General features: G+C 59.8%; 14 protein-coding genes. 7 read left to right on the forward strand and 7 right to left on the reverse strand.

Annotation, left to right across the window (positions count from 1 at the left end):
• Window positions 1-5 precede the first annotated feature (5 nt).
• The 3 genes from kdpC (at window position 6) to kdpE (ending at window position 4,051) form a co-directional block, all read left to right on the forward strand.
• Window positions 6-575, forward strand: a complete 570-nt coding sequence (kdpC, locus tag ACJ8HA_RS11765) for a potassium-transporting ATPase subunit KdpC (protein WP_167324899.1) — start codon at window positions 6-8, stop codon at window positions 573-575.
• Window positions 576-648: 73 nt separating this feature from the next.
• Complete coding sequence (gene kdpD, locus ACJ8HA_RS11770) at window positions 649-3,345, forward strand: two-component system sensor histidine kinase KdpD (RefSeq protein ID WP_049208642.1); 2,697 nt, start codon at window positions 649-651, stop codon at window positions 3,343-3,345.
• A gap of 16 nt (window positions 3,346-3,361) precedes the next feature.
• Complete coding sequence (kdpE, locus tag ACJ8HA_RS11775; RefSeq protein WP_016928747.1) at window positions 3,362-4,051, forward strand: two-component system response regulator KdpE; 690 nt, start codon at window positions 3,362-3,364, stop codon at window positions 4,049-4,051.
• A 27-nt stretch (window positions 4,052-4,078) separates the two neighbouring features.
• Here kdpE and ACJ8HA_RS11780 read toward each other — a convergent pair whose 3' ends face one another.
• From ACJ8HA_RS11780 to seqA, 4 genes are all read right to left on the reverse strand, one after another.
• Complete coding sequence (locus ACJ8HA_RS11780) at window positions 4,079-4,378, reverse strand: DUF3861 domain-containing protein (protein ID WP_004939927.1); 300 nt, start codon at window positions 4,376-4,378, stop codon at window positions 4,079-4,081.
• Window positions 4,378-5,019 (reverse strand): PadR family transcriptional regulator, encoded by a 642-nt coding sequence (locus ACJ8HA_RS11785; RefSeq protein ID WP_442515350.1) that lies wholly within the window; start codon window positions 5,017-5,019, stop codon window positions 4,378-4,380. Before ACJ8HA_RS11785 ends, ACJ8HA_RS11780 begins: the two co-directional genes overlap by 1 nt.
• Window positions 5,020-5,209: 190 nt before the next feature.
• Window positions 5,210-6,853: a phosphoglucomutase (alpha-D-glucose-1,6-bisphosphate-dependent) gene (gene pgm, locus ACJ8HA_RS11790; protein WP_442515351.1), complete on the reverse strand. Its 1,644-nt coding sequence runs from the start codon at window positions 6,851-6,853 to the stop codon at window positions 5,210-5,212.
• Window positions 6,854-6,930: 77 nt separating this feature from the next.
• Complete coding sequence (gene seqA / locus ACJ8HA_RS11795; protein WP_025301864.1) at window positions 6,931-7,473, reverse strand: replication initiation negative regulator SeqA; 543 nt, start codon at window positions 7,471-7,473, stop codon at window positions 6,931-6,933.
• A 224-nt stretch (window positions 7,474-7,697) separates the two neighbouring features.
• Between seqA and ybfF the strand changes: the two genes are divergently transcribed.
• The 4 genes from ybfF to fur all read left to right on the forward strand — a co-directional run bounded on the left by ybfF (window position 7,698) and on the right by fur (window position 10,595).
• On the forward strand, window positions 7,698-8,471 hold the full coding sequence (ybfF, locus tag ACJ8HA_RS11800; RefSeq protein ID WP_089180625.1) for an esterase: 774 nt from the start codon (window positions 7,698-7,700) through the stop codon (window positions 8,469-8,471).
• Window positions 8,472-8,727: 256 nt separating this feature from the next.
• Window positions 8,728-9,015: a LexA regulated protein gene (gene ybfE / locus ACJ8HA_RS11805; RefSeq protein WP_004939936.1), complete on the forward strand. Its 288-nt coding sequence runs from the start codon at window positions 8,728-8,730 to the stop codon at window positions 9,013-9,015.
• A 264-nt stretch (window positions 9,016-9,279) separates the two neighbouring features.
• On the forward strand, window positions 9,280-9,819 hold the full coding sequence (gene fldA / locus ACJ8HA_RS11810) for a flavodoxin FldA (protein ID WP_025301862.1): 540 nt from the start codon (window positions 9,280-9,282) through the stop codon (window positions 9,817-9,819).
• A gap of 329 nt (window positions 9,820-10,148) precedes the next feature.
• Entirely contained in the window at window positions 10,149-10,595 is a 447-nt protein-coding gene (gene fur / locus ACJ8HA_RS11815) for a ferric iron uptake transcriptional regulator (protein WP_019454058.1), read from the forward strand.
• A gap of 246 nt (window positions 10,596-10,841) precedes the next feature.
• Here the strand turns inward: fur and ACJ8HA_RS11820 are convergent, their stop codons facing one another.
• From ACJ8HA_RS11820 to chiP, 3 genes are read right to left on the reverse strand one after another with little or no spacing between them, the layout of a single operon-like run.
• Entirely contained in the window at window positions 10,842-13,499 is a 2,658-nt protein-coding gene (locus ACJ8HA_RS11820) for a beta-N-acetylhexosaminidase (protein ID WP_164099552.1), read from the reverse strand.
• Between the two features lie 13 nt (window positions 13,500-13,512).
• Window positions 13,513-13,839 (reverse strand): ChiQ/YbfN family lipoprotein, encoded by a 327-nt coding sequence (gene chiQ / locus ACJ8HA_RS11825; protein WP_025301860.1) that lies wholly within the window; start codon window positions 13,837-13,839, stop codon window positions 13,513-13,515.
• Window positions 13,840-13,884: 45 nt separating this feature from the next.
• Entirely contained in the window at window positions 13,885-15,288 is a 1,404-nt protein-coding gene (gene chiP / locus ACJ8HA_RS11830) for a chitoporin ChiP (protein ID WP_025301859.1), read from the reverse strand.
• Window positions 15,289-15,862: the final 574 nt, after the last annotated feature.

The raw sequence follows: 15,862 nt of genomic DNA on the forward strand, positions 1-15,862 counted from the left end.
TGAACATGACGTATTTACGACCTGCGCTGGTGATGTTGATCCTGCTGACGCTGATCACCGGCATCGCCTATCCGCTGCTGACCACCGGGCTGGCGCAGCTGCTGTTTTCGGGCGCGGCCAACGGTTCGCTGCTGTACCAGGGCGACAAGGCGGTCGGCTCCGCACTGATCGGCCAGAACTTCACGCGCGCCAACTATTTCTGGGGCCGCCCATCGGCCACCGGCGATTCGGCCTATAATTCGCTGGCCTCCGCCGGCAGCAACCTGGCGGCCACCAACCCGGCGCTGGATAAGGCTATCGCCGAGCGCGCAGCGCAGCTGCGCCAGGCCAATCCTGCGATGAGCGGCCCGATCCCGGTCGATCTGCTGACCGCCTCCGGCAGTGGGTTGGATCCGCAGATCTCGATCGCCGCGGCGCGGTATCAGCTGGCGCGGGTCGCGGCGGCGCGTCATTTGCCGCCGGAACAGGTCGCCAAACTGATCGAAGACAACACCGATCGGGCCACGCCCAACTTCATGGGCGAATCGGTGGTGAACGTGCTGAAGCTGAACCTGGCGCTGGATGCGTTGAAGTAACGCGCCGTATTCAGCATAGTGATAGGGTTCGGCATGCCGAACCCCTTTTTGCTTGGTAACACAAGGAATTGTCATGGTCGAAGAAGAACAGCAGCGTCCCGATCCCGACAGCCTGCTGGCGCTGGCCAATGAAAAACCGCGCGGCCGGTTGAAGGTATTCTTCGGCGCCTGCGCCGGCGTCGGCAAGACCTACGCCATGCTGCAGGAGGCCCAGCGCTTGCGCGCTCAGGGGCTGGACGTGTTGGTCGGCGTGGTGGAAACCCACGGCCGCAGCGAGACCGCCGCCCTGCTCGACGGCCTGGCGCTGCTGCCGCAAAAGCGCATCCAGCATCGCGGGCGACTGGTGCAGGAATTCGACCTCGACGCCGCGTTGGCGCGCCACCCAGCGCTGATCCTGATGGACGAACTGGCGCACAGCAACGCCCACGGTTCGCGCCACCCCAAACGCTGGCAGGATGTGGAAGAGCTGCTGGACGCCGGCATCGACGTGCTGACGACCGTCAACGTGCAACATTTGGAAAGTCTGAACGACGTGGTGGGCGGCGTGACCGGCGTGCGGGTGCGCGAAACGGTGCCCGACCACGTGTTTGACGAGGCCAGCGAAGTGGTGCTGGTCGATCTGCCGCCGGACGATCTGCGCCGACGGCTGCACGAAGGCAAAGTGTATATTCCCGGCCAAGCCGAGCGCGCCATCGAGCACTTCTTCCGCAAAGGTAACCTGATCGCCCTGCGCGAGCTGGCGCTGCGCCGCACCGCCGATCGGGTCGATGACCAGATGCGCGAATTTCGTGACACCCAGGGGCGCGAGAAAGTGTGGCACACCCGCGACAGCATTCTGCTGTGCGTCGGCCACAACAGCGGCAACGAAAAGCTGGTACGCATCGCCGCCCGGCTGGCGGCGCGGCTTGGCTGCCACTGGCATGCGGTCTACGTGGAAACCCCCAAGCTGCACCGGCTGCCGGAAAACCAGCGCCGCGCCATTCTGCGCGCGCTGCGGCTGGCGCAGGAACTGGGTGCCGAAACCGCTACCCTGGCCGATCCGTCCGAAGAGCGTGCGGTGCTGCGCTACGCCCGCGAACATAACCTCGGCAAAATCATCATCGGCCGCCGCAGCGAGCAGCGCTGGAAGCTGCGCGGCAGCTTCGCCGATCGCCTCGGCCGGCTGGGCCCGGATCTCGATCTGGTGATCGTCGCGCTGGAGAGCGACGCCGCACAGCCGCCGCCAGGCAAGGAGCACGACGGCCGCAGCTTCAATGAGAAATGGCGCATGCAGCTGCGCGGCTGCGCGGTGGCGGTGGCGCTGTGCGCGCTGATCACCCTGCTCTCGCAGTGGCTGCTGCCGGGCTTCGATCAGGCCAACCTGGTGATGGTCTACCTGCTCGGCGTGGCGATCGTCGCACTGTTCTTCGGCCGCTGGCCATCGGTGCTGGCGGCGGTGATCAACGTCGCCAGTTTCGATCTGTTCTTCGTTCAGCCCGAATGGTCGTTCGCCGTCAGCGATATGCAGTATCTGCTGACCTTCGGCGTGATGCTCGCCGTCGGCATCATCATCGGCAACCTGACCGCCGGGGTGCGTTATCAGGCCCGGGTGGCGCGCTACCGCGAGCAGCGGGCGCGCCATCTGTACGAAATGTCACGCGGGCTGAGCCGCGCGCTGACCGTGGCCGACATCGCCAACACCAGCCGTCATTTCCTCTCCAGCAGCTTCCAGGCGAAAACCGTGCTGCTGCTGCCGCAGGAAGGCGGCCGGCTGCAGCAAATGGTCGGCGAGGAAGGCGGGCTGCTGTCGGTAGACGAAGCCATCGCGCGCTGGAGTTTCGATAAAGGCTTGCCGGCCGGCGCCGGCACCGACACCCTGCCCGGCGTGCCTTACCAACTTCTACCGCTCAATACCCCCAAGCAGACCTTCGGCCTGTTGGCGATCGAGCCCAATAACCTGCGCCAGCTGATGGTGCCGGAACAGCAGCGGTTGCTGCAAACCTTCGCAGTGCTGATCGCCAGCGCGCTGGAACGACTGCACCTGGCGCGCAGCGCCGAAGAAGCCAAGCTGGACGCCGAACGCGAACAGCTGCGCAACTCGCTGCTGGCGGCGCTGTCGCACGATCTGCGCACGCCGCTGACGGTACTGTTCGGCCAGGCGGAAATCCTCACGCTGGACCTGGCGGCCGAAGGCTCCAATCACGCCACCCAGGCCAGCCAGATCCGCCAGCAGGTGCTGAGCACCACCCGGCTGGTGAACAACCTGCTGGATATGGCGCGCATCCAGTCCGGCGGTTTCAGCCTGCGCAAAGAGTGGCAGTCGCTGGAAGAGATCGTCGGCGCTTCGCTGCACATGCTGGAGCCGCTGCTCAGCCAGCATCCGATCGAGGTCGAGCTGCCGCCGGAACAGATCCTGGTCAACTGCGACGGCAGCCTGCTGGAACGGGTGTTCACCAACCTGTTGGAAAACGCCAATAAATACGCCGGCGCCGAGGCCACCATCGGCATTCGCGCCCGCACGCTGCCCGAGTGGCTGGAAGTCGAGGTCTGGGATAACGGCCCCGGCATCCCCGCCGATCAGCTGCAGCTAATTTTCGACAAGTTTTCACGCGGCAATAAAGAGTCGGCGATCCCCGGCGTCGGCTTGGGGTTAGCGATTTGTCGTGCCATTATTGAAGTGCATGACGGCCGCATCTGGGCGGAAAACGGCGCCAACGGCGGCGCCAGCTTCCGCTTCGTGCTGCCGCTGGAAAAACCGCCCGAGATCGACGGCGACGCCTTCGATCTGTAATCAACGCAGAGGAAACGTGAGCATAACGCCAACCAACATTCTGATTGTTGAAGATGAAAAAGAGATCCGCCGCTTCGTGCGCACCGCGCTGGAGAGCGAAGGCCTGCGGGTATTTGAAAGTGAAACGCTGCAGCGCGGGTTGATTGAAGCCGGCACGCGCAAACCGGATCTGATCATTCTTGATTTGGGCTTGCCGGACGGCGACGGGCTGAGCTACATCCGCGATCTGCGGCAGTGGAGCGCCATTCCGGTGATCGTGCTCTCGGCGCGCAACGCCGAAGAGGACAAGATCGCCGCGCTGGATGCCGGCGCCGACGACTACCTCAGCAAACCGTTCGGCATCGGCGAGCTGCTGGCGCGGGTGCGGGTCGCACTGCGCCGCCACTCAGCTAACCAACAGGAAAGCCCGCTGGTGAGCTTTTCGGCGATTACCGTCGATCTGGTGAATCGCCGGGTGCTGCGCAACGACGAAGATCTGCATCTGACGCCGATCGAGTTTCGCCTGCTGGCGGAGCTGCTGGCCAACGCCGGCAAAGTGATCACCCAACGCCAGCTGTTGAGCCACGTCTGGGGGCCGAACTACGTGGAGCACAGCCACTATCTGCGCATCTACATGGGCCATTTGCGGCAGAAGCTCGAAGCCGATCCGGCCCGGCCCAAACACCTGCTGACCGAAACCGGCGTCGGCTATCGCTTCATGCCTTAACCCCGGTGGGCGCGGTTTGCCGCGCCTTTACGCCGCCGGGCCCTTCTTCAATCCGACCATAAATTCCTTAAACGCCTCGCGCAGCGGAGCGAACACCGGGTGTTTGCGGTTTTCGATCATCACTTCGGAGAACAGCTTCAATCCTACGGCGAAGGCCGCGCTCTGCTCGGGGCCGAAGTTCAGATCGTCACGCGCCCGAATGCGCTCGACGATCTCGAGAATATCGTCGTGGTTGGTCACCTCAAAACTCAGCGGTGCTTTCTCGACGGGGTTGCCCTGGCGATCGCTCAGGGCTTCAACGGTAATGTTAAAACGGTGGCCGGGCATCAGTTCTTCTCCTGCTGCGTGGGTTGAATATGCATTTCGCTTTCGATCGCCGCCACGGCGGTCAGCAACGCGGCGTTGATGCGCTCCACCTGCTGCGGCGTGAGATCGGCGCGCATCACGTTGCCGCGCAGCAGGCTGCGCAGACGGTTCATGGCGTCATAGATGCCTTCCGCCAGGTTGCCGTGCCGATGATGCTCGCGGCCGGCGCCCGCCAGGCGCGCCAGAATGACGTCAACCACCTGTTGATGCTTTTGCAGCTCGCCCTCGCCCGCCGCGGTGATGCGGTAGCTTTTGCGGCCGTTGCCGGTGGTGAGCGGTTCGAGGAAGTCCTGCTCTTCCAGCAGCGTCAGCGTGGGGTAAATCACCCCCGGGCTCGGCACGTACAGGCCGGATGACGCTTCCTCGATCGCCTTGATCAATTCGTACCCGTGGCTGGGCTTGCGCGCCACCAACGCCAGCAACACCAGGCGCAGATCGCCGTGTTCGAACAGACGATGACGCCCGCCCCGGCCACCACGCCCACCTCGGCCGTGTTCTTCGCCTTCGCCGCCGAAGTGATGGCGCCCGCCGCGATGACGGCGGCCCTCTTCGCACTCATGATGGTGGTGGTGATGCCGGTGTAAATCTAATCGATGAAACATAAGGTGATACCTCGCTTAACAGTGAACATCAATACGAGGTTGTTTAGATATATCTAAACAGCGTCGATAGCGCTAATCTAGATCGATATATCTAAATGCGCAAGCACGTACCGTGAAAAAGATATATCTAAATTACAGGCATAAAAAAAGCGCTGTAAAAACAGCGCTTTTTATCCATCAAGAAAAGCGATTACTTGGCGGAAGCCAGCACTTCGCTGACGATCTCGACCGCTTCGTGCTCAATCTTCTCGCGGTGTTCCGCCCCGAGGAAGCTCTCGCAGTAGATCTTGTAAGCCTCTTCAGTACCGGAAGGACGGGCCGCGAACCAGCCATTGTCAGTCATCACTTTCAAGCCGCCGATCGACGCGCCGTTGCCCGGCGCCGCGGTCAGACGTGCGGTGATCGGATCCCCGCCCAGCGTACTGGCCTTGACCATCTCCGGCGACAGTTTGGACAGCGCCGCTTTCTGCGCATGGGTTGCCGGCGCCTGGATGCGGTTGTAGCTCGGCGCGCCGAAGCGCTTGGCCAGATCGTCATAATGATGCTGCGGGTTCTCACCGGCTACCGCGGTGATTTCAGCCGCCAGCAGGCACATGATGATACCGTCTTTGTCGGTCGACCACGGCTGGCCGTTGAAGCGCAGGAACGAGGCCCCGGCGCTTTCTTCGCCGCCGAAGCCCAGGCTGCCGTCGAACAGGCCGTCCACGAACCACTTGAAGCCGACCGGCACTTCCACCAGCTTGCGCCCCAGGTCAGCCACCACGCGGTCGATCATCGCGCTGGATACCAGCGTTTTACCTACCGCCACATCGGCGCCCCACTGCGGGCGATGTTGGAACAGGTAGTTGATGGCTACCGCCAGATAGTGGTTCGGGTTCATCAGCCCCTTCGGCGTGACGATGCCATGGCGGTCGTAATCCGGATCGTTGGCGAACGCCAGATCGAATTTGTCGCGCAGCGCCAGCAGGCCGGCCATCGCCGACTCGGACGAGCAGTCCATGCGGATGATGCCGTCATGGTCCAGGTGCATAAAGCGGAAGGTCTGATCGATGGAGTCGTTCACCAGCGTCAGATCCAGCTTGTAGTGTTCCGCCACCCGCTGCCAATAGGCGATGCCGGAGCCGCCGAGCGGATCCACGCCCAGCTTCAGGCCGGCGCGTTGAATGGCCGGCATGTCGACCACGTCAACCAGGCCTTCGACATAAGGCTGCACCAGATCTTTGGCATGCAGGTGGCCGCTGTTCCAGGCCTTATCCAGCGACTGACGCTGAACGCCTTTCAACTGCTGCGCCAGCAGTCCGTTGGCGCGCTTCTCGATCACCGACGTCAGGTTGGTGTCAGCCGGGCCGCCGTTCGGCGGATTGTATTTGATGCCGCCATCTTCCGGCGGGTTATGGGACGGCGTAATGACGATGCCGTCGGCCTGAGCGCCGCCGCGGCGGTTGTGGCACAGAATGGCATGCGATACCGCCGGCGTTGGCGTGAAGCCGTTGTTTTCCTGCACGATCACATCGACGCCGTTGGCGGTCAGCACTTCCAGCACGGAAATGAAGGCCGGCTCGGACAGTGCATGGGTGTCTTTGCCCACGTAGCACGGGCCGGTAGTGCCTTGCTGATGACGAACTTCGGCGATCGCCTGAGCGATGGCGAGGATGTGCGCTTCGTTGAAGCTGTGGCGCTGCGCGCTGCCGCGGTGGCCGGAGGTACCAAACTTCACCGCATGTGCGGCATTGCCGGCTTCCGGTTGCAGCACATAGTACTGCGACGTCAGCTGGGCTACGTTGATCAGATCGCTTTGGCGGGCGGGCTGCCCGGCACGTGGATTATTCGCCATCGACATATCTCCCTCATCCCTGTCGGTGACCGGGCAAATACGTCGCGCACGGCCATCATGACGGGCTGTTCGCTAAATTAGACGGTACCGCAAACTTTCTCGATCAGTTCCGCCGGGAACTGCATCGCCTGCATGATGTGTTCGATCATGCTGCGCTTGCGGCCGGTATTGGTATTGGTGATCACCCAGTAAGGGGTGCCCGGTACATGCTTCGGCTTGGTGTGCGTGCCGTTGGCCAGCAGAGTCTGCTGATCGCCGGCGAAATAGGTGCGGGTACGGCCGGTCAACGCCTCGGTAGCGGCGGCGAAACCGGCGGCATCGAGGGTGTACAGCGTGGACAGCACCAGCATGAAACGGTTGACCGCTTTGTTCTGCTCGGCGTATTCATCCGACAGCAGCAGTTCACGCACGGCGCGTACGCGATCGCGCGGACGCTGAGCCGGCACCGCTTTTTCCAGCTCGACGGACTGTGACGCACTGGCGGCAGGCAACGCGCGCACCGGTTGCCCGGCGGTGAATTTCAACATGCGGCGTAAAATATCGGACGCGCTTTCACCGATGTGTTGCGTGTGGCTGGCAATATAACGGTAAAGCTCTTCGTCGACTTCAATAGTTTTCATCTTTATCCAATACTGTTTTTTCTACTTAGAACCTGAAGCCAGATCCTGCATTCAAGCCATGGGATTATAAGGTTAAAAGCGCTGGGGCGAACACAACAATGTGCCTCCGGACGGCAAATGCAGACTAATACCTATAGCCGGCACTGCCAAGCCCGCGCCGCGAAAATTCCGCATGATTCATCGTGCGATTCAATCATGATACCCTAATCTGAATCTCTCTCAGTATGAACTTCGCCATGAAATTACATTATCAACTGCTGGCCGCCGAGTCAGACGCGCTGCCGGTGCTGCTGATCCACGGGCTGTTCGGCAATCTGGACAACCTGGGCGTGCTGGCGCGCGATCTGCATAAACAGCACAGTGTGATCAAGGTCGATCTGCGCAACCACGGCCTCTCCCCGCGCGCCGACGACATGAACTACCCCGCCATGGCGCAGGATCTGCTGGCGCTGCTCGACGAACTGCAGCTGGAAAAAGCGATCGTCATCGGCCACTCGATGGGTGGCAAAGCGGCGATGGCGCTGACCGCCATCGCGCCCGAGCGCATCGCCAGGCTGATCGTCATCGACGTCGCGCCCGTGGATTACCAAACCCGCCGCCACGACGAGATCTTCGCCGCGCTGAAGGCCGTCAGCGCCGCCGGCATTACCCAGCGCCAGGCGGCTGCCCAACTGATGCGCGACTACCTGCAGGAAGAAGGCGTGATCCAGTTCCTGCTGAAGTCCTTCCACAACGGTGAATGGCGCTTCAACCTGCCGGTACTGATCGAACGCTACGCAGACATTACCGGCTGGCAGGAAGTCCCGGCCTGGCCGCATCCGACTCTGTTCATTCGCGGCGGCCTGTCGCCGTACGTGCAGGACAGCTACCGTGCGGATATCGCCCGCCAGTTCCCGCTGGCCCGCGCACACGTCGTCGCCGGCACCGGCCATTGGGTGCACGCCGAAAAACCGGAAGCGGTGCTGCGCGCCATCCACCGTTTCCTCGGCGAAGCCTGAAAAACGCACTCACCTGGCGAAAAAACGCGCTAAAGATAACGGCTTAGCGCGTTTAGCCCGCAGTTAGGCATTGTCGCCGCTCCATCTGCTGGGGTAATATGGCGCGCTATAATTTTGCCGCCGCGCCAGCGCGTTCGCGAACGCCGGTTCGGGGGTGAATTTGGGTTAGGGTTTATTGGCCCGAAGTGTGTTAACCGATGCCTCCGGAAGCGTGCGAGCGCTTTTTGATGCAAACTCCCTTGCAGTACCGCTACCTATGGCAAAAGAACAAACGGATCGCACGACGCTGGATCTGTTCGCAGATGAACGCCGTCCGGGGCGCCCGAAAACCAACCCGCTTTCCCGCGATGAACAGCTTAGAATCAATAAGCGCAATCAGTTACGGCGCGATAAAGTGCGTGGATTGCGACGCGTAGAGCTGAAAATCAACGCGGACGCGGTGGATGCCCTGAACAAACTGGCGGAACAGCGCAACATCAGCCGCAGCGAACTCATCGAGCAGATGCTGTTGGCACAACTGGCGGAAGAACAGCCGGAACATTGATCTCTTCGGCCGCACGCGCGGCGCGGCGTTAAGGACAACGCCGGATCGACCCCGCTTTTCTTCATTCTCCGGCATCGCATAAATGCGATAAAACCCCGGCGCCACTTTCTGGCATGATACGCATTTACCGGTAAGAGACTGCGCCTGTCGGCGCCCGCCCCGGAGGCGAAAGGCTCTTGCCATGGCATCATTTTAATCGGCGTCAGCGGCGGCAGTGCTGGCATCGAGTAATGCAATTACTTGAATTTAAAGGTTATACGCGATATGGCTACTGTAGGCATTTTCTTTGGCAGCGACACTGGCAATACCGAAAACATTGCCAAAATGATCCAGAAAATTCTCCAGAAACAGTTTGGCGACGACGTCTCTGAAGTGCATGACATCGCTAAAAGCAGCAAAGAAGACCTGGAAGGGTTCGATATCCTGCTGCTGGGTATCCCGACCTGGTACTACGGTGAAGCGCAGTGTGACTGGGATGATTTCTTCCCGACGCTGGAAGAAGTCGACTTCAACGGCAAACTGGTGGCGCTGTTCGGCTGCGGCGACCAGGAAGACTACGCGGAATACTTCTGTGACGCGATGGGCACCATCCGCGACATCATCGAACCGCGCGGCGCAGCCATCGTGGGCCACTGGCCGACCAAAGGCTACCACTTCGAGGCCTCCAAAGGCCTGGCGGACGACGATCACTTCATCGGTCTGGCGATCGACGAAGACCGTCAGCCGGAGCTGACCAACGAGCGCGTGGACGCTTGGGTCAAACAGATTGTCGAAGAGCTGAGCCTGGCCGATATCGTCGGCTAAACCCCGGCACTGGCGAAAGGTTGAACAAAGGCCCTGTAAAGTGCATAGTGTGCCGACAGGGCCGTCATCGGCAACAGGGATTGCTGCGATAGAAGCTACAGATTTGTAACTTCCCACCCCGTCACGGTAGACTGAGATATCGGTTTATCCCATCCATCAAGGCGTTGCATGCAAAACATGCAATAGTGCAATTATATCTTTGTTAACAACCGGCGGTTTCCATTTAGTACAACCGGTTCTATAATGAGACGCATTAACTCTTTGTGCCGACCGATGCCACAGGCGAGTACGCCTCAACTTGATTAGCATAGTAACAGGACTGAATTCGCATGACCGACAACAACATCGCATTGAAGAAGGCCGGCTTAAAAGTCACGCTTCCGCGACTCAAAATCCTGGAAGTACTGCAAAATCCGGAATGCCATCACGTCAGTGCGGAAGATTTGTACAAAAAACTGATTGATATGGGCGAAGAGATCGGGCTGGCAACGGTTTATCGCGTACTGAATCAGTTTGACGATGCGGGCATTGTGACACGTCACAATTTCGAAGGCGGCAAGTCCGTGTTCGAGCTGACCCAACAGCATCACCACGATCACCTGATTTGCCTGGACTGCGGCAAAGTGATCGAATTCAGCGACGAATCCATCGAAGTGCGCCAGCGTGATATCGCCAAGCAGCACGGTATCAAGCTCACCAACCACAGCCTGTACCTGTACGGCCACTGTGAAACCGGTGACTGCCGCGAAGACGAAACGCTGCACGACAAGAAGTAAGCCCTGACCGGCTATGAAAAACCGCCTCACATCGAGGCGGTTTTTTTATGCCCGCCGTACAGCAGACAAAAAAATCCCCGGACAAGCCGGGGGAAAATCATGTCATGAAATATCACAATTGCAGCGGCACAGCGACTCCACGTACTACTCTCACTACAACGTCCGCCCTACGCCGACACGCGTGGGCGAACGCATTCCCCCTTCGTTATACGGCCGCCGCTAGGGCAGCGGGCCGTTGCACCGGGCTTAGACCTTCTCGGCGCGGCTGTAGCGTTTGCCGTCCGGGCTGACCGAACGCACCTGCACTTCACCGGAGATCGCCGGCTTGGCCTTGGCATCATAGCGCTGCCACTGCTTGCCACCGTCGGTGGAGTACTCGATGCCCAACCCCGGCAGCGCGATATTCGCCTCCAGCTTGCCGCCCGCTACGCGTGCGCCCGGCACCGGCAGACGGTAAGCGACGCCGCCCTTGTCCAGCTTGGCCAGTTCACGCTGGCCCAGGATATTGGCAAAGCGCAGCCAGTCTTTCTCCAGCGTCTTGGTATCGACAAAGTGGGTTTCCCCGCCTTTGTATTCGCGGCCGGCGCGATAGTCCTGCTCCCAACCGGCGCGGTGCCAGGCACGTTCTGCCACCGAGAGCGCGCGTGGGAAGATCATGTATTCCATCTGCGGGTCGGTGCGCTGGGTTTCGCTCCACAGCTGAGCGGACAGCCCGTAGGCGCCCGGCCACGGCTTGTCGCTCTTGGCGTTGAAGTGGTTGCCGTCTCGGTCAACCGAGGTTTCCGCGTTCTGCGGCATGTTGTCCGGCGCGAAGCTGAACACCTTGCGTTCGTCGCTGAAGCGGGTACCCCAGTAGTAACCGCGCTCGTCCGGGTTCACCTCGTAAGGGAAGTCCATATAGACGTAGTCCGGGTTGGAGACCACCACTTCATACCCTTTATTGGCCCAGTCGTTGACACTGTCGAAACCGCCCCAGTACAGGGTGTCCCAGAAGTTGACGCCCACGCGCGAGGTGGCGAACGCCTTCGAACTCTCGGCGTCTTTCAGGCCGTCTTGCCAGGCCTGCATTCTGTCGATGCCGTGCGCTTTCACCAACTTGCTGACCTCTTGACCAAAGTAGCTCGGCAGGTGCTCCATGTCGGCCACCTTTCCCTCTTTGATCATCGTCTGGCAGACCTGCGACTTGGCCCACGGCTTGTCTTCGTTGCTCTGGTCGATGATGCCTTTGCCCGGCTCCGGTTTCGCCTTGTCGGTATAGCCGGCGCCCAGGCGAATGTTTTTCGCTTCGTCGCCACCGAAGTGCCAGGTCTTGAGCGGCTGGCCGGCTTCTTTATGCATCTGGGCAATCTCGCCAATCACCTTGTCGACAAAGCGCTGGGAAGAATCCAGACACGGGTTCAGGTAGCTCTGGCGGTTAAAGAATTGCACGGAGGTGGTGTTAGAGGTATCGGTCGGATCCACCAGGCGGAACTCGTTGGCCTCCTGCTCTTTGCCGGCGGCATGCAGTTTCTTGTAGCGCGCTTCCATCGAGACCACCGCCGCGCGGGCGTGTGCCGGCATGTCGATCTCCGGGATCACCTCAATCTGGCGCGCCTGGGCATATTTGATGATGTCGATATAGTCCTGACGGCTGAAGAAGCCGCCGTAGACGTCCGGCCCCTGGCCGTACTGCGGCAATAGGCAGGTGGTTTCGCTCAGATCGTGGCAGCGCTGGCCGCCGACTTCCGTCAGCTCCGGCAAACCGGGGATCTCAATACGCCAACCTTCGTCATCGCTCAGGTGGAAGTGGAATTTGTTGAGCTTGTAGGCCGCCATCTGATCCAACAGGCGCAGCACCGCATCCTTCTTATGGAAGTTACGCGCCACGTCGAGGAAAATGCCGCGATACTGGAAGCGCGGCGCGTCGCTGGCGTCGAGCGTAGCGATCTTGCCGCTGCCGTCGCTCGGCACTAACGACAGGATAGACTGCAGCCCGTAGAACACCCCGGCCTGATCGAAACCGATCACCCGCGCCTCTTTCTTGCCAATTTTTAGCTCATAGGCGCCCGGCACCGCCATCGCGCCTTTAAATTTGCCCGGCTGGATGTCGGTCTTGATCGGATAGCCGTTGGCCTGAACCGGCACGCCCAACAGCGCGAAGCGCTGGTTGACGACGTCCGCCGCCGGCATGACCAGCGTGCTCAGATCCGGCGATACCCCTTTGCGCAGATCGGCGTCCTGCGCGTGGACCTTCACCTGCATCGGCGTCGGCACGATCTGGCCGCGCAGCGCGCCGGCAGGCAGCGTCTGCAGATCGGCGTTGCTGACAAAACGCGAGGTCGGCGTCATCAGAATGTTTTTGTCGTCCTTGGTGCGCTTCCACTGATCGCCGGTGAACGGCGCCACAAACTGATCCAGGTTTTCGGTGTCGGTATTCGCCAGCATTTTCGGCTTAGCGTCGCCGGAGGTGGCATACCAGCGCGGCAGGAAGTCGTTTCTGAACAGCTGCCAATATTCGGCGACCACCGGGATTTCCACCGCCTTACCGGCCGGGAAGCCGCTGAATTTGGCGGTCGGCTCCAGCTTGTACAGATCGCCGGTGAGGTGAGCGATCTTGAACTGGTCGTTGTCTACCCGCAGGGTCTGGCGCGGGCTGTGGAAATAGATGACCCAGTCTTTGCCGTCGATCGCCTGGCCGTCGTTGCTGAGGGTGAACAACACCCGGTTGCAAGAGGCCCAGTCAGCGCCCAGCGCCGCGCAATCCACGCCGTTTTCGCCGGCGCGGTTATCCAGCATTTTCACGTTCAGCTTCAGCTGGCTAAGCTGATCCACCAGCTGTTGATCGGCCATGGCGCTCCCCATGCCGCCCAGGAATCCCATCGTTGCCGTCAAGGCGGCAAGCGCGCTCAGTTTGAATGCGTTCATCTTCTTATCCTTCTTAATTATTGTTATCGCGAATTTCTTGCCACAGCTTGCCGCACTTGGCGTCGTAAGCCTGACCGTTACCGCTGTGCACCGCCATAATGCAGTTCTGATAATCCATCACCCGCACCGTTTCCTGCGCGGCGAACTGCTGGTGCTGCTTCTCTTGTTTCAGCACGTTCAGCACCGCCTTACAGGGCTGCAGACGCTCCGGCGAGCCTTCGGCAGTGTTGATGCAGGCGCTGTAAGCCTGCTTCAACTTGGCGTCTTCCGGCGGCGCGGTGGGTTGCGCGCAGGCGCTCAGGGCCGCAGCGGCCGCCAACATCAGCATGATTTTTTTCATCGTTGAATTCCCTTAACTGCCCCGGCGGCGAGGCCGGGGAACGCATCAGAAGATGGTGAATGGCGCGATGACCATGAACTTGACGTCTTTCTCGTCCTGGAAGATGTTGCCGTAACCGCCGCCCCAGCTCGGGATGTTGGTGTGGTTGTCATACTGGGTGTAGTGCAGTTTGATCAGGGTGCCCTTGGCGCGCCCTTCCTGGATGGTATACATCGCGTCCAGGCTCCAGGCGCTCTCTTTCAGGCGCTGGCTCTGATCGTAGATCGGGTTGGTGCTCGGCTTGGCGTCCCAGGCGTAAACGTAGGAGCCGCCGACCGCCATGCCCGGCAGGTTCCAGTTGCTGAGGTCATACATCACGCCGGCGTACACCGCTTTCTCGCCGTTGGCGTTAAAGTCGGAGCGGTTATCCCACCACACGTCCAAACGACCGTTGGACGAAGCGTAGGTCGGGGTCATGCGCTGCAGGAAGAAGCCCTGGTTGCCTTCCGCCTTGACCATGGTGCCTTCCAGACGCCAGTTGAACTGCCCGGTGGTGTAACCGAAGGTCAGCGCCTGCAGCCAGGCCAGACCGTCGTAGATGCTGTTCGGATCGTTCTTGTCGCTGATGCGGTCTTCCGCACCGTAGAACTGGTAACTGGTGGTCAGCGGGTTGCCCAGCAGATCGAATTTGTAAGACGCCTTGGTGAAGTATTGATTCACATACCCCTGTGCCTGGCCGAAGGCAGCTTCCAGCACCAAATCGTTTTTGAAATCGTACTTGGCGCCCAGCGAGTGCAGGTAGGAGACACGGGTTTTCTTATCGTTCTGGCGGAAGTCATCCACCTCGATATGCCACGGCGCCTTGTATTTGTCGGCCCACATGTAGGAGAAGCTCAACGCGCCAGCATCGCCGTAATCGAACTTGGCGCCGGCTTCAGCCCCCTGATAGGTGCCCGGCATAAAGCTCCAGTGCGGCGCCAGCAGGGTTTGGCCGCTCGGCTGAATATAGCCTGCGCGCGCCCAGACCGGGCCGTATTTGAATTTGGCGGCGGCTTTGTACAGGCTCACGCCGCCTTTGTCACCGGAATAGTCTTCGTCGTAGGTACGGTTTTTAGAGGAGAACGCGATCTCGTTCGGGTGGCCGCTGGCGCTGGATTCCGCCAGCTCGATGGCGGTAAAGGCGCCGACGTCCAGACCGAACATGTCCCAGGCGTAGCCCGACGCGAAATCCAGGCTCAGGTTGGCGGTGGAGTGCGACAGGTTGGTGGTGTATTGGTTGTAATCCTTGCTGTCCGGATTGAGATCTTTACGGTCGCGCTCACGTTGCCAGTAATAAATACCGCCGGTCAGCGTGGAATCATCGATAAACCCTGCGGCTTTCGCCTCAGGCGCCATGGCAAACCCTGTTCCCAACAGCGCGCCCGCGACTGCGAGCGCCAGCGTTTTACGCTGAGCACCGTGCGTACCCATAGTGAAATTCCTCTTTGACTTAACTTAAAAGTTGCAGCCGCCTGTGTTCACCACTGCCCTGCACGACTGCCAATAAAAAACCCGAACGGGTAAAAAATATTGCCGACGAGATGTTATTCCCACAGCACTAATTGCTACAGACAGACTATTTTTCGCGACGCGAATTATCAAATGAAAAATGCGGAAGATTTGTCAAAGTATGACAAGGAGCACATATCAGTGATATTTTGTTACGCCGGCGATCATGGAAGGTGTCGAATAAAAAATTCAATTAAATCAGAATAAATTGAGATACAAGGTCAACCAGAGACGATTAATGGTTTCAGCCTGACTAAATTCGTCAGGCAGACGATAAAAATTGAGAGCGCTCTCTAAATGAAATTAATTCGCATCACGAATATATAAATGAAAATTAAGATTAGTAAGGCCAATATCAGAAAACTTATGGCCTCACGCGCTGCGATTAATTAAACGCAGCCCAGATAAATGTGAGAGGAATAGATTATTCGCTAAATCGCAGGTATAAAAAAGCGCGGCCTAAGCCGCGCTGATTCATTAATTTTCGAGGCGAATA

Source organism: Serratia sp. CY33802, from assembly GCF_052169095.1.
Classification (GTDB): domain Bacteria; phylum Pseudomonadota; class Gammaproteobacteria; order Enterobacterales; family Enterobacteriaceae; genus Serratia; species Serratia bockelmannii.